Here is a 15840-nt window from a genome sequence, read left to right as displayed (position 1 = left end):
CGGTCTTTCGGGCTTTCGACATGGACAGTGATTTCGTCCGGGTCAAGAGGGTGAACGCAAATTATACGCCACATGCAGGAATGCAACCCTTGATACACGTTGAGCGGTATTGCAATTTAAAATTAATTGTCTATCCTTGATTCCACAACGAAGGGTAGAGGTTGAGTATGCCTTTTCCCAGTCATGGAGCAGCAAAGATGGCGGCCAGACCTTCCCGCAGCCCCACGAGCGATGTGGATCGACGCGAAAACATTGCCTACATACGCCAACTGGTCGGCGAACTCCGGCAGATCGCTGGCCGCGAGCACGCTGATCTTCTCTGCTATTTCCTGGAAATGGCCTATATGGAGGCCGGCGATCTCATGGCCGGCAAGCAGACGACGCCTCAGCGCCGTGTTTCAGGCAAGCATGGCCAGTGACACCTGGCCACCGGCATGGCGGTTCAATCGCCCGGCCAAGTCGAGTTCGAGCAGGATCATGTGAACCGCTGCCGCCGGCAGCCCGGTATGGTCGATCACGGCGTCGATGTCGACGGGGCTGGCGCCGAGTGCATTGACGATCGCCGTGCGGTCTTCCTCCCCGGGCAACGTCATGGGCTGGCGCATCGCCTCGCGGGGCGGCTCCTGCAGGTCAGGTGCGGAAAATAGGTCGATGCGCGACAGCGGCTGCAGGGCTTCGAGAATATCGGCCGCTTCCGTCGTGACGATGGCCCCGTCCTTGAGCAGCCCGTTGGTGCCCTGGCAGCGTGGATCGAGCGGCGAGCCGGGAACGGCAAACACCAGTCGCCCGAACTCGCCCGCCAGCCGCGCCGTGATCAGCGAGCCGGAGCGGCTGGCCGCCTCGACCACGACAAGACCGAGCGCCGCGCCGGCGATCAGCCGGTTGCGCCGGGGAAAATCGCGGGCGCGCGGCTCCCAGCCGAAGGGCATTTCGCTGATCGCCAGCCCGCGCCCCTCGCAGATCTCATTGAGAAGCGGAATGTTTTCCGGCGGGTAGGGCTGGTCGAGCCCGCCGGCCATCGCCGCGATGGTGCCGGTGTCGAGGCTGGCGCGATGTGCGGCGGTATCGATGCCGCGCGCCAGGCCGGAGATAATGGTATAGCCGGCCCGTCCGGTCTCGCGGGCAATCATCGCCGCAAAGCGCGCGCCATGGATAGAGGCGTTACGGGCGCCGACGATGCCGACCACCGGATGCGTCGCCGCCGCGATCTCGCCCTTGACGGCCAAAAGCGGCGGCGCGCCGTCGATCTGCCGCAACGCCGAGGGATAGCCGGGTTCGCCGATGCCGAGGAAGCGGGCGCCGAAGCGGGCCGCGATCTCCAGCTCGCGCTCGGCCTCGTCGCGGCTGGCGATGCGGATTGCCCGTTTTGCGCCGCCACGCCGTGACAGCTCGGGCAGCATGTCGAGCGCGGTCTGCGCCGAGCCGAAATGATTGATGAGGTCGCGAAAGGTGATCGGGCCGACATTATCGCTGCGGATCAGCCGCAGCCAGGCTACTCTCTGGGGTTCGGTCAGCGCAATTCCGGTTCGCCTTGCGCTGTCGTCGCCCATCTCATCCCTTCTTTCCGATCTTGCTTTCCGTGCCGAGAATCAGCCGCTCGATATTCGGCTTGTGCTTCCACCAGGTGATCAGCGTCAGCAGCGCCATCACCAGGCAGAGCTTTTCCTGCCCAATGAGCCACAATACAACCGGCGTGACAAGTGTCGCGATCAACGCAGACAACGACGAGTAGCGGCTGAGGAAGGCGATGGACAGCCAGACGACGGCAAAGACCAGCACCATGCCTGGCGAAAGGCCGAGCAAAACGCCGATATAGGTCGCCACGCCCTTGCCGCCCTTGAAGCCGAGCCAGACCGGAAACAGATGGCCGAGAAAGGCGCCGAGACCGGCGATCATGCCCGCTTCGGGCCCGAATGCCTTGGTGGCGAGCAGCACAGCAGCCGTTCCCTTGAACGCATCCAGCAGCAACGTCAGCAAGGCGAGCTTCTTGTTGCCGGTGCGCAGCACGTTGGTCGCACCGATATTGCCCGAGCCGATCTTGCGCACGTCGCCGAGCCCCGCGGCTCGCGTCAGCAGCAGGCCGAAAGGGATCGAGCCGAGCAGATAGCCGATAACCAGCGCCGCGAGCGCCAGCAACGGCGCGATCTGCCAGTTCCAAAGTTCGCTCATGCCTGTCTCCCTCGGCGATGATCTTACGGTGTTACCGGGCGTAAACGCGTCTTCCGCCCACATAGGTCTCGATGGCGCGGCCGCTGAAGCGGGCGTTTTCGAATGGCGTGTTCTTCGAACGCGAGACGATGCTGTCTTCCGAGACCAGCCATGGCTCATCGAGATCGAGAAGCGCGATATCGGCCTTGGCGCCCGGCTTCAGCGTGCCGGCGTCGAGCCCGAAGATCTCGGCCGGGCGGGTCGACATTGCCGAAATCAGCCGCTTCAGCGGCACGCGGCCGCTGTGATGCAGGCGAAGTGCCGCACTCAGCAGCGTTTCGAGGCCGATGGCGCCATCGGCTGCATCGGCGAACGGCAGCCGCTTGGTGTCGACATCCTGCGGATCGTGCGAGGAGACGATGATATCGATGGTGCCGTCAGCCAGCGCATCGACCATGGCGTTGCGGTCGTCCTCGCTGCGCAGCGGCGGCGACAGCTTGAAGAAGCTGCGATATTCGCCGATGTCGTTCTCGTTGAGCGACAGGTGGTTGATGGAAATGCCGCAGGTGACGTCGGCGCCGCGCCCGCGCGCCACCCGGATCGCCTCGGCCGATTCCGGCACCGAGATTTTCGCGGCGTGATACTTGCCGCGCGTCAGCGCCGCGATGCGCAGGTCGCGCTCCAGCGGAATGATTTCCGCTTCGCGCGGAATGCCAGAAAGCCCGAGCCAGCTTGCGAACAGCCCCTCGTTCATGACGCCGTTGGCGCCGAGATATCTGTCGCGGCTTTCGAGCGCGATGACCGCGTCGAATTCGCGCGCATAGGTCAGCGCCCGGCGCAGGATCAGCGTGTCGTGCAGCGGCGCGCGGCCATTGGTGAGGCAGACGGCGCCAGCTTCGAGCAACAGGCCGAATTCGCTCATTTCCTCGCCGGCCAGCCCCTTGGTCAGCGCCGCCGCCGGATAGACATTGACCAGCGCCTTGTCGCGCGCCGTCTTCAAGACGTATTCGACCAGCGCGATGTCGTCTATGACGGGATCGGTATCCGGCATCATGATGAAAGAAGTAACGCCGCCGGCCGCTGCCGCGCGGCTGGCGGAGGCGATGGTTTCGCGGTGCTCCGCGCCGGGCTCGCCGGTATAGACGCGGGCATCGACGAGGCCGGGAACGGCGACGAGGCCGGCGCAATCGCGCACATCAGCGCCTTCCGGCGCACCCTGGTTGCGCGCATCCGCGCCGGCGGCGGCGATGCGGCCGTCCTCGATGACGATGGTGCCGGTCTCGTCGAGATCGCGCGAGGGATCGATAATGCGGAGGTTTTTCAGGATGGTGACGGCGCTCATGCCCGCTCTCCGTTGTTCTGCGACACCAGCAGCGCCTCCATCACCGCCATGCGCACGGCGACGCCCATTTCCACCTGTTGCTCGATGACGCTCTGCGGCCCGTCAGCGATTTCGGAGGCGATCTCGACGCCACGGTTCATCGGGCCGGGATGCATGACCAGCGCATCCTCCTTGGCATATCTAAGCTTTTCGGCATCCAGCCCGTAGAAACGGAAATATTCGCGCACCGAGGGCACGAAGGAGCCGGCCATACGCTCGCGCTGCAGGCGCAGCATCATCACGACATCCGCATCCTTCAATCCTTCCTCCATCGAGTGGAAGACCTCGACGCTCATGTCGGCGATGCCCGACGGCATCAGCGTCGCCGGGCCGACGACGCGCACCCGCGCGCCCATGGCGTTCAGCAGGATGATGTTGGAGCGGGCGACGCGCGAATGCAGCACATCGCCGCAGATGGCGACGATGATGCCCGAAAGCCGGCCTTTGGCGCGACGAATGGTCAGCGCGTCGAGGAGAGCCTGTGTCGGATGCTCATGCGCGCCGTCGCCGGCATTGACGACCGCGCAGGATACCTTCTGCGCCAGAAGCGCGGCGGCGCCCGCCGAGGAATGACGCACCACCAGCACGTCCGGATGCATGGCGTTGAGCGTCATCGCCGTATCGATCAGCGTTTCGCCCTTCTTCACCGAGGAATTGCCGACCGACATGTTCATTACATCGGCGCCGAGACGCTTGCCCGCCAGCTCGAAAGAGGATTGAGTGCGGGTGGAGGCCTCGAAGAACAGGTTGATCTGGGTGAGGCCGCGCAGGGTCGAGGTTTTCTTTTCCCGCTGCCGGCTGATCTTCACGGCCTCGTCGGCCTTGTCGAGAAGATAGGTGATATCAGGGGGGGTGAGCCCCTTGATGCCGATCAGGTGTCGGTGGGGAAAGAAGACCATGAAAATGCCTCCGGGCCATGTTCAGGCGGTCTATAAAGACTGCCGCCGATCCCGGCAAGCTGTCGCGCAAACTTATGGAGCGGTTTTGCAAGGCCCAAGGCAATGTTAATCATCTCGCACTACAGCCTGATTGAATCCTATTAATTCTGGAACCTCGATGCGCCGGACCGAAGACAAACTCGCCGATCTCAACCAGCCGAAATTGTGGTCCGGGGTCAATGCCTACAGGCTCGATCCGATGTTGGTGGATCTGACCTCGCGGCTGCCGCGCGGCGTGCGCGAGGAACTGGAAGCGCTCGGCCGGCATGTGACCGCGCCGGAGGTGCAGGATCTCGCCCGCATGGCCAACGAGAGCGCGCCAAAGCTGCGCACTCACGGGCCGCGCGGCGAGCGCATAGACGTCGTCGAATTCCACCCCGCGTGGCACGCGCTGATGCGCCGCTCGATGGCGAACGGCCTGCATTGTTCCGTCTGGGAAACCCAGAGCGATCCTGAGCTGAAAAGCAATGCTCACCGCATCCGCGCTGCGCGCTTCTTTCTGACTGCCCAGGCCGAGACCGGGCATCTCTGCCCGCTGACCATGACCAGCGCCGCCGTCGCCGCGTTGATGGCAGCGCCTGCCGTGCAGAAGGAATGGGCTCCGAAAATCCTCTCGCGCACCTATGATTCGACCAACCGCCCGGCGATGCAGAAATCGGCCGTGACGCTCGGCATGGGCATGACCGAGAAGCAGGGCGGCACCGATGTGCGCGCCAACATCTCGACCGCAGAGCGGGTGAGCGAGGGCATCTATCGCCTCGCCGGCCACAAATGGTTCCTTTCCGCGCCGATGAGCGACGGTTTCGTCATGCTGGCGCGCACGCGCGAAGGCATGGGCTGCTTCCTCGTGCCGCGCCTCTTGGAAGACGGCACGCCGAACGGCTTGCAGATCCAGCGCCTCAAGGACAAGCTCGGCAATCGCTCTAATGCGTCGGCCGAAGTCGAGTTCACGGATACCTTCGGCTTCCTGCTCGGCGCGCCCGATGCCGGCATCCGCACCATTCTCGACATGGTGACGCTGACCCGGCTGGATTGCGCCGTCGCCTCGGCCGGCATCATGCGCGCTTCGCTCGCCGAAGCCGTGCATCACACGCGCGGCCGCAGCGTCTTCGGCAAGATGCTGGTCAACCAGCCGATCATGACCCGGGTGCTGGCCGATATGGCGCTCGATGTCGCCGCCGCCACGGCGCTCGCCTTCCGCCTCGCCCGCGCCTTCGACCGGGCAGGCGAGGACAGGGCGGAAGCCGCCTATGCGCGCCTGATGACGCCAGTCACCAAATACTGGTGCTGCAAGATCGCGCCCGCCTTGATCTACGAGGCGATGGAATGCCTCGGCGGCAGCGGCTATATCGAGGAGCGGCCCATCGCCCGCCATTACCGCGAGGCGCCGGTCAACGCCATATGGGAGGGCTCCGGCAACGTCATGGCGCTCGACGTGCTCAGGGTCTTGAGTCGCGGTCGCGATCTGTTCGAAACCGTGTTCGAGGACCTGGCCCGCGATCTCGGCCGCTCCGGCCGCAAGATCGTCGAAGTGCTGCGCGCCGCCATGGCGCTTTGTGACCGTGACGAGGGGGCAGGGCGGCTGCTGATCGAGCAGCTCGCGCTTGCCGCCGCCGCCGCCGAACTCTATCGCCTCGGGGCGGGCAAGGTGGCCGACGCTTTCCTCGAAACCCGCCTTGCCGCCGGCTGGCGCTCCACCTACGGAATGCTCGATTCCCGTTTCGACGCCGGTTACATCGTCGACCTGCTCTATCCGCCCGCAAGCTGAAATCGTATGATAACAATGCCTTGAGGGTCGTTTCCAACGCCCGTGTCCACAGCCCGCAACGCTGTCGTTAACCTTAATAAAGAGTTTACGTTGCGCAATCAGGGTTAACGCGCCACTTTGCTCTGACGTAGTGTGTTAACCAACGGAAACGGTGGTCCCGTGGCGCGATTTGCGTTGCTTGTCGTCATGATGACGTTTTTTGCCGTGCTGGCGCTCGATATCAGCGTGCCGGCGGTGGTGTTGAGCCTGATGGCGTTGTCGAACACGGCTGTTTTGCCGCGTACGCACGCGCTGAAACACGGCGCGCGGCGGGAGCAGGCGGCATGAAGTGGCTGTTGATCTTCTGGGCCGGGCCGATCCTGCTGCTGACGAGCTGGTACAGCCTGTCCTACTACGACATGAGCTTCGGCGTGTTCATGTTGACACGGCAGGCGCACGATCTCGTCTTCAGCATCTATGGCCATGTGCTCGGCATTCCGCCGGAAACCATACCGCCGCTGGTGATGCGTGCCATCGTCGTCGACAGCCTGTTCCTCTTCTCGCTGATCGCCTTCCGCCGCCGCAAGGCGATCGCCGCCTGGTGGCGCGGGCGTCAGTCGCCCGAAGAGGTGAGGCGCGACAGCGCCGAAAGCCTGTCCAAGGCTCCCTGAAGGATAAAGCTGGCGGCGGCCGAATCGATGCGTTCTGCCCGCTTGGCGCGTGAGACGTCCATTTCCAGCAGCGCCCGCTCAGCGGCGACCGTCGACAGCCGCTCGTCCCAGAAGACGAAGGGCAGTTCGGTCTTGTCCTGCATCGAGCGCACGAAGGCGCGCGTCGCCTGAACGCGCGGCCCGCCGGAACCGTCCATGTTCATCGGCAGGCCGATGACGAAGCCGACAATTTTTTCTTTCGCGGCGAAGGCGAGCAGCGTCTCCGCATCCTGCGTGAATTTCGTCCGCTTCAGCACCGGCCGGGGATTGGCCAGTCGCCGGCCGATATCCGAGACGGCAAGCCCGATTGTCGTGGTGCCGAGATCAAGCCCGGCCACCGGTTGCCCGGGTTGCAGGAGAGACGAAAATTCCTCGATGGTCAGGACGCCCATGCTTAGCGCTTGCGCACGAATTCGGTGCGCAGCACGAGGCCCTTGATGGTTTCGTGCTTGCAGTCGATATGCTCGGGATCGTCGGTCAGGCGGATGGAGCGGATCACCGTGCCCTGCTTCAGCGTCGTGTTGGTGCCCTTGACCTTGAGATCCTTGATCAGCGTCACCGAATCGCCATCGGCCAGCACATTGCCGGCGCTATCCTGCACCACGATTGCATTTGCCGCCGCCATTTCAGAGGCCGGGCGCCATTCGCCGCTGGCTTCGTCATACACATAATCGTCATCGCCGGCGCTCATTGTCTTTTCCACTTTCTGTTGCGTAGATTTTACCTATATCGACGCTCTATGTCACAAGCTGCGTAAAAATCCAAAGGGAGCATCCGATGAAAATCACCTGGCTCGGCCATTCCGCCTTCCGTCTCGAAACCGCAACGGCAAAAATCCTGATCGATCCCTTCTTCACCGGCAATCCGGGCTTTGGCGGCCTGGATGCGAAGGACGCGGCGGCGGACCTCACCCATATCCTGCTGACCCACGGCCATGGCGACCATGTCGGCGACACGATCCGGCTGGCGAAGGAGACCGGCGCCACCGTTCTCGCCAATGCCGATCTCGCCGCCTGGCTGGGCTCCAAGGGCGTCGAAAAGATGGAGATGGGCAATACCGGCGGCACGGTTTCCTTCGGCTCCTTCAGCGTCACCTTCACCAATGCCCTGCATTCCTCGGCACAGATCACCGAAGACGGCGTTTCGCATGCGCTTGGCAATCCCAACGGGCTGATGCTGCATTTCGATGACGAGCCGACCCTGTTCCACATGGGCGATACCGACATCTTTTCCGACATGGGCCTGATCAACGAGCTGCATGCGCCGGAAATCGGCCTGGTGCCGATCGGCGACCGCTTCACCATGGGCGGCGCGGTGGCAGCACTCGCCTGCCAGCGCTTCTTCAACTTCTCCACCGTTCTGCCCTGCCATTACGGCTCCTTCCCGATCATCGACCAGACTCCGGAGAAGTTCGTGGCCGGCATGGAGGGCGCCAAGGCCAAGGTTGCGACGCCGAAGGCCGGCGACAGCCTGTCGCTCTGACAAATCCCCGTTGCACGCGAACGGCCGGGCCTTTATAGCGAGGGAAAACAGGATGCCGTCCGGAATTGGCGGCATCCTCGATAACCGGAGAAAATCGATGTCCGTAGACCTCGCCACCGTCAAGCGCGTCGCCCATCTTGCCCGTATCGCCGTCAGCGAAGACGAGGCCAATCGCATGATGGGCGAGCTGAACGGCATTCTGGGGTTCGTCGAGCAGCTTTCCGAAGTGAATGTCGATGGCGTCGAGGCCATGACTTCGGTGATGCCGATGGCGATGAAGGAGCGGCAGGATGCCGTGACGGATGGCGACAAGGCGGCCGATATCGTCGCCAACGCGCCCGTCACCGATCAGAATTTCTTCCTCGTGCCGAAGGTGGTGGAGTGAGCGGGTTTAACGCCCAGCCTTCCGCCCGCGACCCCCATTATTCGAAAGCCTGACCGATGACCGACCTGACCCGCCTGACCATCGCCGAAGCCCGTGAGAAGCTGCGCGCTAAGGAATTTTCCGCCGTCGAGCTGACCGACGCCTATCTCGCGGCCATCGCCGCCGCCAACGACAAGATCAACGCCTATGTCTCCGTGACGCCGGACAAGGCGCGCAGCATGGCCAAGGCTTCCGACGCGCGCATTGCCAGCGGTGAGGCCGGCGCGCTGGAAGGCATTCCGCTCGGCATCAAGGATCTGTTCGCCACCGAAGGCGAGCACACCCAGGCCTGCAGCCATATCCTCGACGGATTCAAGCCGCGCTACGAATCGACCGTCACCCAGAACCTCTGGAACGACGGCGCCGTCATGCTCGGCAAGCTGAACATGGACGAGTTCGCCATGGGCTCGTCGAACGAGACCTCCTATTACGGCCCGGTCATCAACCCCTGGCGCGCCAGGGGTTCGAACCAGCAGCTCGTGCCGGGCGGCTCCTCGGGCGGCTCGGCCGCTGCCGTTGCCGCCTTCCTCTGCGCCGGCGCCACCGCCACCGATACCGGCGGCTCGATCCGCCAGCCCGCCGCCTTCACCGGCACGGTCGGCATCAAGCCGACCTATGGCCGCTGCTCGCGCTGGGGCACCGTCGCCTTCGCCTCGTCGCTGGATCAGGCCGGCCCGATCGCCCGCGATGTCCGCGACGCCGCGATCCTGTTGAAGTCCATGGCCAGCGTCGATGCCAAGGACACGACCTCCGTCGACCTGCCGGTGCCGGATTACGAAGCCTCGCTCGGCCAGTCGGTGCGCGGCATGAAGATCGGCATTCCCAAGGAATACCGCGTCGAAGGCATGCCGGAAGAGATCGAAGCCTTCTGGCAGAAAGGCATCGCCTGGCTGAAGGATGCCGGCGCCGAGATCGTCGATATCTCGCTGCCGCACACGAAATACGCCCTGCCGGCCTATTACATCGTCGCGCCCGCCGAGGCGTCCTCGAACCTCGCCCGATATGACGGCGTGCGCTACGGCCTGCGCGTCGACGGCAAGGATATCGTCGACATGTACGAGAAGACCCGCGCCGCCGGCTTCGGCCAGGAGGTCAAGCGCCGCATCATGATCGGCACCTATGTGCTTTCGGCCGGTTATTACGACGCCTATTACCTGCGCGCCCAGAAGGTGCGCACGCTGATCAAGCGCGACTTCGAACTGGCCTTCCAGGCCGGCGTCGATGCGATCCTGACGCCTGCCACCCCATCTTCCGCATTCGGCATCGCCGACGAGGATCTGGCCTCCGATCCGGTGAAGATGTACTTGAACGACATCTTCACGGTCACCGTCAACATGGCCGGCCTGCCGGGCATCGCCGTTCCCGGCGGCCTCGACAGCCGCGGCCTGCCGCTCGGCCTGCAGTTGATCGGCAAGCCCTTCGAAGAGGAAACTCTGTTCAAGACCGCGCATGTCATCGAGCAGGCGGTCGGCAAGCTGACGCCGGAAAAGTGGTGGTGATTTTCACCGCCTTCGGCTGACGGCATCAACCCGCCTTTGCGTCACGAAGGCGGGTTTTCTTTTTTGCGAGGGGAAGAATGATCGGGATACGACGGGCGCGGGATGACGAGGCGAGCATCCTTGCCGACATCGGACTTTCCGCCTGGAAACGCGCCGTCGCCGGTCTCGGCGCTTCACCCGAGATGGAGCGCCGGGCGGCCAACGCCTTCACCGGCTTCGTGCGCGAAGCCTGGCGGATGATCACCGTGGTCGAGCGCAACGGCCGCCCCGCCGGCTGGGCAGCGCGCGAGGCGGCCAACGAGGTGATCAGCGATTTCTGGATCGATCCCGCTTTCGCGCGGCAGGGGCTGGGCGCGGCGCTTCTGGCGCTGATCGAGAAGGATATCCGCCGGCAGGGCTTCGATTCGGTGAGCCTCCAGACGCATGCCCGCAATGAACCGGCCATCGCCTTCTTCAAGCGCAATGGCTACCGGGTGCAATGGCTGTCGGTCGTCTATGCGCCGAAGCTGGACCGCGATATCGAGTCGGTTGGATTGTCGAAACAGCTGGAGGACGGTAGGGACGTGGAACTTTACGGGCCGGGATCTATGCTTTGAGAGGCGGGATTCAATAAACCGCGCAAGGTGTTCACTGTCCAGTCGGGCGAGACGATAAACATCGTGGCCAGAGCGAGATGCAGAACGGCGATAGCGATCAGATAGGTTCGGAACGGTTGTTTGCGCGTCTTGTGTCGCAAAACCTGCTGGCCGATGAGCGCGCCGCTGCTTCCGCCCAAAAATGCAATCGTGAGCAGCGTGGACTCCTTGATGCGCCATTCGCCATTCATAGCCGCGCGCTTGTCGAACTCGAATGCTAGAAAGGCGAACACATTGATTGCGATGAAGATGAGTGCGAGAAGCAGGTAGAGCATAGGATATGGTAGACCGCGAGCGGTTGACAAAAGCTTGCGCCGCCGCGGCAATTGCTCTACCTCACGAACACGATGAAAACAGACTTCACGAGCATCCGATGAGCATTGTCGACGTCCGCACACCCGATCCGAAGCGCCTGATCCCCGGAGCCACCGGCGACTGGGAAATTGTCATCGGCATGGAAGTCCATGCGCAGGTGCTGAGCCAGTCCAAGCTGTTTTCCGGCGCCTCGACCGAATTCGGCAAGCCGGCCAATTCTAATGTCTCGCTGGTCGATGCGGCGATGCCCGGCATGTTGCCGGTCATCAACGCGGAATGCGTGGCGCAGGCTGTGCGCACCGGCCTCGGCCTGAAGGCGAAGATCAACAACCGTTCGATCTTCGACCGCAAGAACTATTTCTATCCCGACCTGCCGCAGGGCTACCAGATCTCGCAGTTCAAGGATCCGATCGTCGGCGAGGGCCAGATCGTCATCTCGCTCGGCCCCGATCGCCAGGGCAATTTCGAGGATATCGAAATCGGCATCGAGCGCCTGCATCTGGAACAGGATGCCGGCAAGTCGATGCATGACCAGCATCCGACCATGTCCTATGTCGATCTCAACCGCTCCGGCGTGGCGCTGATGGAAATCGTCTCCAAGCCGGACATGCGCTCGTCCGACGAGGCCAAGGCATACCTGACCAAGCTGCGCTCCATCGTCCGCTACCTCGGCACCTGCGACGGCAACATGGACGAAGGCTCGATGCGCGCCGACGTCAACGTCTCCGTGCGCCGCCCGGGCGGCGAGTTCGGCACGCGCTGCGAGATCAAGAACGTCAACTCGATCCGTTTCGTCGGCCAGGCCATCGAATACGAGGCGCGCCGCCAGATCGCCATCCTCGAAGACGGCGGTTCCATCGATCAGGAAACCCGCCTGTTCGATCCCGGCAAGGGCGAGACGCGCTCGATGCGCTCCAAGGAAGATGCGCATGATTATCGCTACTTCCCCGATCCGGACCTGCTGCCGCTGGAATTCGACGATGCCTTCGTCGAGTCGCTGAAGGCCGATCTACCGGAACTGCCTGACGACAAGAAGGCCCGTTTCGTGCGTGAACTCGGCCTGTCGGTCTATGACGCCTCGGTTCTGGTTTCGGAAAAGGCGATTGCCGATTATTTCGAAGCTGTTGCCGCCGGCCGTGACGGCAAGGCCGCCGCCAACTGGGTCATCAACGACCTGCTGGGCGCCTTGAACAGAACCGGCAAAAGCATTGAAGAGACTCCGGTTTCGCCGGCGCAGCTTGGGCAGATCATCGATCTCATCAAGGCCGAGACCATCTCCGGCAAGATCGCCAAGGATCTGTTCGAGATCGTGCTGGCCGAAGGCGGCGACCCGGCGGAAATCGTCGAAAGCCGTGGCATGAAGCAGGTGACCGATACCGGCGCCATCGAAAAGGCCGTGGACGACATCATCGCCGCCAACCCGGATCAGGTCGCCAAGGTGCAGGCCAAGCCGACGTTGGCCGGCTGGTTCGTCGGCCAGGTGATGAAGGCGACCGGCGGCAAGGCCAACCCGCAGGCCGTGCAGGCCGTCGTCAAGGCCAAGCTTGGCATCGAGGAATAAACCGATGTTCTTTGTGCGCACTGCCGGCGAGCGTGATCTCGACAAAGTGCGCACACTGATGCGCGAAACGTTGCATGCGACGCTGAACGTGTTGCATGTGGCGGATGAGGCCGAAGATCTGATCGCGGCCGAAACGTCGCCGGAAAAGCTTCGCGCCGCGCTGAAGGAAAAGGGCAGCGAGTTCCTCGTCGCCGATAGCGGCCGCGAGATCGCCGGCATGGGTTATGCCATGATGTCGCGTGACTTCGCCAAGACGGCGGAAATCCGCTGGATCCTCGTCCATCCCACCCATCAGCGCCAGGGCGTCGGCCGCGACATTTTCGCCGAGCTGGAAACCTGCTTTCCCGATGCCGAAATCCTGCGGCTGGAAGTCGATGCCCGCAACCGCGCCGCACTCGCCTTCTTCAATGCCCATGGCATGGTCGAAATCGATCGCATCGAGCGGGCAGGCGGCCCGGCGCCGCTGACGCTGGTGCTCGAAAAGGCGCTCGGCGTCGATTGATACGGCGCTTGATTCCGGTGGCTGCAACGCCGGAATCGCTGGACAATTCAGGCTTGAGGCGGCATAAGCGGAACAGCAGATTGCGCATGACAGGCGGGTTCCGCCAGGTGCCGAAGGAATACAGATGAAGAATCTTCTCTTACAGATTTTCACATGGTGGAGCGGCCAGACCCTCGGCACGCGCTTTCACACTTGGCGTCACGGCGAGCGCGTCGGGCAGGACGATTTCGGCAATGTCTATTACCAGGGCGGCAAGGATTCCGAGGGCCGCACCCGCCGTTGGGTGATCTATAGCGGCTATGCAGAGGCATCGGCTATCCCGCCCGGTTGGCACGGCTGGATGCACCATCGAACCGACACCCCGCCCTCCAAGGAAAACTACACCGCCCGCGAATGGCAGAAGGCGCACCGCGCCAACCCGACCGGCACGCCCTTCGCTTATCGCCCGCCGGGCTCGATCGCCGTTGGCGGTGAACGTCCCCGCGTCACCGGCGATTACGATGCCTGGACGCCCGGCAACTGACACCGGCAGACGATGTGCAAGAGCATTTTCGCGGCTCGAAGAAATGCGAAGCTACTCTGGCCATAATTGGGGTCTAGCTCCACGGTAAACCGGTAGGTCTGGAGACGGGAAACAATGCGATTTTTACGGCGGTTTTGGAGCGGGCGAGGCATGGCCCTCGCGCTTGCGGGTTCGGCATTGGTTGCCGGCGCCGCCGTCGAAGCCCAGGCCGCCCGCATCAACAATCGCGTCGCCGTTTTCTCCGGCATCGATAAGATTACCGGACGTATCACCACCTTCGATGTTTATATCGACGAGACTGTGCAGTTCGGCGCGCTGCAGGTGACGCCGCGTGTCTGTTATTCCCGCGACGAGACCGAGGCGCAGAAGATCGACGCCTTCGTCGAGGTCGACGAAATCACCCTCGACCGTAAGATTCGCCGCATCTTTTCCGGCTGGATGTTCGCCGAAAGCCCAGGCCTCAACGCGGTCGAGCACCCGATCTATGACGTCTGGCTGAAGGACTGCAAACAGAAGTCGGACGTCCCGGCGCCGGATAACGCGCAGAACTGACCGCTTCACCCTGTTCGCCTAATCCGTCCCGCCGTCATCGGTGAGATTGTATTGCGCCCATTGCCCCGCAGGAATGGCATCGCCCACGGCGAAGGTAAATCCCGCCACGGCATCGAGCCGGGCCGTCAACAGGCAGGTATAGCGCAGCCTGTACCACTGATGCCGGCTGCGAAAAGCCGCTCCCATCGCCTCCAGTGACGGGCCGGAAAACTTCGGTTCCTCGAACGTGTAGGCGACGACGAAATCGGGACGATGGGTTTTTTCCCAATGCCCCACCTGCGCCATCGCTTCGAGATTGCAGGTTTGCACCATCTTTTCCGAGTTTTCGAGCGCACGCAACGCCGCCTTCGCGCCACGGCTGCGCGGGTCGTTGAGGATGCCGGTCGAATAGAATTTCGTGGCGGCGATCATGGGGGGATCATCCGCCGGGATTGGCGGAGGTGGATCTCCCGTCTCCACGGTGCCGACCCCCGGCTGAATGCGCGTGGCTTCCTGTGATGGAGGGACGTCGGCGGCCTTCTCGGGTGCTTCGATGTGGGGCGACGGCCGGTCGACTGTCTGCACGGGGGAGGGCGTGGGCTGCGGGACGAGTCTGACGGCAATCGGCTGCTCGATGGCTTCGACAAGCTGCGGCGGGTTGTGCGCCAGTAGCGCAAGCACGGCAAGCAGGAAGAAATGAAAGGCCAGCGAAGCCATCAGGCCCCGGCGCAGGCCGCCGCGCCATTGTTTCTGTATGATTGCCGCCACGAGAATCGTCCGCCCAGAAGGCCGCAGCATCGTCGGCAATCATGGCGATAACAAGCAGGATCAGAAATCCAGATCGGCGGATTCCATCGCGTCAGCAAGCATCTTGGCGTATTCCGCCTTGGGCACGTCGATGGCGCCGAAGGTTTTCAGATGCTCGGTGGTGAATTGCGTGTCGAGCAGGCGGAAACCCTTGTTCCGCAGCCGCTCCACCAGATGCACGAGACAGATTTTCGAGGCATTGGTGGCGCGAGAGAACATGCTTTCCCCGAAGAACGCAGCGCCCAGCGAGACGCCGTAGAGGCCGCCGACCAGTTCATCACCCCTCCACGCCTCGACGGAATGGGCATAGCCGTAGCGGTGCAGGGTGGAGTAGAGCGAGCGGATCGTGGTGTTGATCCAGGTTGTCGGCCGGTCGCCGGTCGATTCGGCGCAACCGGCGATGACGGCTTCGAAGGCGGTGTCGAAACGGATGTCGAAGGGTTTCTTGCGCATCTCCTTGGAGAGGCTGCGCGAGACGTGGAAATCATTTAGCGGAATGATGCCGCGCATCTCGGGTTCCACCCAGAAGATGCGCGGATCGTCCGCCGACTCGGCCATCGGAAACAGGCCGATGGAATAGGCGCGCAGCAGAACCTCGGGCGTAACCTTCGAATATCCGCTGCGCCGCGCCACCGTG

Annotated in this window: 21 protein-coding genes; 12 read left to right on the top strand and 9 right to left on the bottom strand. The window is 63.2% G+C overall.

The features are described 5' to 3' along the window. The first annotated feature begins 197 nt into the window (after positions 1-197). Complete coding sequence (locus tag P7F60_RS11740; RefSeq protein WP_277917909.1) at positions 198-419, top strand: hypothetical protein; 222 nt, start codon at positions 198-200, stop codon at positions 417-419. Here the strand turns inward: P7F60_RS11740 and dprA are convergent. From dprA to P7F60_RS11720, 4 genes are read right to left on the bottom strand one after another with little or no spacing between them, the layout of a single operon-like run. Beyond that, positions 399-1550, bottom strand: coding sequence for a DNA-processing protein DprA (dprA, locus tag P7F60_RS11735; protein ID WP_277917908.1), 1152 nt, complete (start codon positions 1548-1550; stop codon positions 399-401). The genes P7F60_RS11740 and dprA overlap by 21 nt on opposite strands. A 1-nt stretch (position 1551) precedes the next feature. Next, a complete protein-coding gene (gene plsY, locus P7F60_RS11730; RefSeq protein ID WP_277917907.1) occupies positions 1552-2169 on the bottom strand; it encodes a glycerol-3-phosphate 1-O-acyltransferase PlsY in 618 nt (205 codons plus the stop codon). 31 nt (positions 2170-2200) lie between these two features. Further along, positions 2201-3490 (bottom strand): dihydroorotase, encoded by a 1290-nt coding sequence (locus tag P7F60_RS11725; protein ID WP_277917906.1) that lies wholly within the window; start codon positions 3488-3490, stop codon positions 2201-2203. Continuing rightward, a complete protein-coding gene (locus tag P7F60_RS11720; protein WP_277917905.1) occupies positions 3487-4428 on the bottom strand; it encodes an aspartate carbamoyltransferase catalytic subunit in 942 nt (313 codons plus the stop codon). The genes P7F60_RS11725 and P7F60_RS11720 overlap by 4 nt, the downstream gene beginning before the upstream one ends. 157 nt (positions 4429-4585) lie before the next feature. Here P7F60_RS11720 and P7F60_RS11715 point away from each other — a divergent pair, with 157 nt between their 5' ends. From P7F60_RS11715 to P7F60_RS11705, 3 genes are all read left to right on the top strand, one after another. Next, positions 4586-6235, top strand: coding sequence for an acyl-CoA dehydrogenase family protein (locus tag P7F60_RS11715; protein ID WP_277917904.1), 1650 nt, complete (start codon positions 4586-4588; stop codon positions 6233-6235). Between the two features lie 159 nt (positions 6236-6394). After that, entirely contained in the window at positions 6395-6562 is a 168-nt protein-coding gene (locus P7F60_RS11710) for a hypothetical protein (protein ID WP_277918185.1), read from the top strand. After that, positions 6559-6885 carry a DUF6105 family protein gene (locus tag P7F60_RS11705; RefSeq protein WP_277917903.1) on the top strand — a complete coding sequence of 109 codons (327 nt, stop codon included), beginning with the start codon at positions 6559-6561 and terminating at the stop codon, positions 6883-6885. The genes P7F60_RS11710 and P7F60_RS11705 overlap by 4 nt, the downstream gene beginning before the upstream one ends. Here P7F60_RS11705 and ruvX read toward each other — a convergent pair. Together ruvX and P7F60_RS11695 are read right to left on the bottom strand one after the other, a co-directional pair. Beyond that, positions 6828-7316: a Holliday junction resolvase RuvX gene (gene ruvX, locus P7F60_RS11700; RefSeq protein WP_277917902.1), complete on the bottom strand. Its 489-nt coding sequence runs from the start codon at positions 7314-7316 to the stop codon at positions 6828-6830. The two genes, P7F60_RS11705 and ruvX, sit on opposite strands and share 58 nt — an antisense overlap. 2 nt (positions 7317-7318) lie before the next feature. Next, complete coding sequence (locus tag P7F60_RS11695) at positions 7319-7615, bottom strand: alkylphosphonate utilization protein (RefSeq protein WP_277917901.1); 297 nt, start codon at positions 7613-7615, stop codon at positions 7319-7321. 86 nt (positions 7616-7701) lie between these two features. On the opposite strand from P7F60_RS11695, the gene P7F60_RS11690 reads away from it, so the two are divergent. From P7F60_RS11690 to P7F60_RS11675, 4 genes are all read left to right on the top strand, one after another. After that, positions 7702-8406, top strand: coding sequence for a metal-dependent hydrolase (locus P7F60_RS11690; protein ID WP_277917899.1), 705 nt, complete (start codon positions 7702-7704; stop codon positions 8404-8406). Between the two features lie 97 nt (positions 8407-8503). Next, the gene (gene gatC, locus P7F60_RS11685) at positions 8504-8791 is read left to right on the top strand and encodes an Asp-tRNA(Asn)/Glu-tRNA(Gln) amidotransferase subunit GatC (RefSeq protein ID WP_277917898.1); all 288 of its coding nucleotides are present in this window, start codon (positions 8504-8506) and stop codon (positions 8789-8791) included. 56 nt (positions 8792-8847) lie between these two features. Continuing rightward, positions 8848-10329 (top strand): Asp-tRNA(Asn)/Glu-tRNA(Gln) amidotransferase subunit GatA, encoded by a 1482-nt coding sequence (gene gatA / locus P7F60_RS11680; protein ID WP_277917897.1) that lies wholly within the window; start codon positions 8848-8850, stop codon positions 10327-10329. A gap of 77 nt (positions 10330-10406) precedes the next feature. After that, positions 10407-10925: a GNAT family N-acetyltransferase gene (locus P7F60_RS11675; RefSeq protein WP_277917896.1), complete on the top strand. Its 519-nt coding sequence runs from the start codon at positions 10407-10409 to the stop codon at positions 10923-10925. Here the strand turns inward: P7F60_RS11675 and P7F60_RS11670 are convergent. Beyond that, positions 10901-11239 (bottom strand): DUF1294 domain-containing protein, encoded by a 339-nt coding sequence (locus P7F60_RS11670; protein WP_277917895.1) that lies wholly within the window; start codon positions 11237-11239, stop codon positions 10901-10903. The genes P7F60_RS11675 and P7F60_RS11670 overlap by 25 nt on opposite strands. A gap of 98 nt (positions 11240-11337) precedes the next feature. Here P7F60_RS11670 and gatB point away from each other — a divergent pair, with 98 nt between their 5' ends. The 4 genes from gatB to P7F60_RS11650 all read left to right on the top strand — a co-directional run bounded on the left by gatB (position 11338) and on the right by P7F60_RS11650 (position 14417). Next, a complete protein-coding gene (gene gatB, locus P7F60_RS11665; RefSeq protein WP_277917894.1) occupies positions 11338-12840 on the top strand; it encodes an Asp-tRNA(Asn)/Glu-tRNA(Gln) amidotransferase subunit GatB in 1503 nt (500 codons plus the stop codon). A gap of 4 nt (positions 12841-12844) precedes the next feature. Beyond that, on the top strand, positions 12845-13342 hold the full coding sequence (locus P7F60_RS11660) for a GNAT family N-acetyltransferase (RefSeq protein WP_277917893.1): 498 nt from the start codon (positions 12845-12847) through the stop codon (positions 13340-13342). Positions 13343-13466: 124 nt separating this feature from the next. Beyond that, positions 13467-13865 carry an NADH:ubiquinone oxidoreductase subunit NDUFA12 gene (locus P7F60_RS11655; RefSeq protein ID WP_277917892.1) on the top strand — a complete coding sequence of 133 codons (399 nt, stop codon included), beginning with the start codon at positions 13467-13469 and terminating at the stop codon, positions 13863-13865. A gap of 150 nt (positions 13866-14015) precedes the next feature. Beyond that, complete coding sequence (locus tag P7F60_RS11650; protein ID WP_277917891.1) at positions 14016-14417, top strand: DUF2155 domain-containing protein; 402 nt, start codon at positions 14016-14018, stop codon at positions 14415-14417. 18 nt (positions 14418-14435) lie between these two features. Here the strand turns inward: P7F60_RS11650 and P7F60_RS11645 are convergent, their stop codons facing one another. Then, entirely contained in the window at positions 14436-15194 is a 759-nt protein-coding gene (locus P7F60_RS11645) for a DUF930 domain-containing protein (RefSeq protein ID WP_277917890.1), read from the bottom strand. Positions 15195-15224: 30 nt separating this feature from the next. Beyond that, on the bottom strand, positions 15225-15836 hold the full coding sequence (gene aat, locus P7F60_RS11640; RefSeq protein ID WP_277917889.1) for a leucyl/phenylalanyl-tRNA--protein transferase: 612 nt from the start codon (positions 15834-15836) through the stop codon (positions 15225-15227). Positions 15837-15840: the final 4 nt, after the last annotated feature.

It is taken from the genome of Rhizobium sp. YJ-22, from assembly GCF_029601685.1.
Taxonomy (GTDB): domain Bacteria; phylum Pseudomonadota; class Alphaproteobacteria; order Rhizobiales; family Rhizobiaceae; genus Metarhizobium.
Note: the sequence above shows the minus strand (reverse complement) of the source record. Positions and strands in the feature narration are given on the sequence as shown.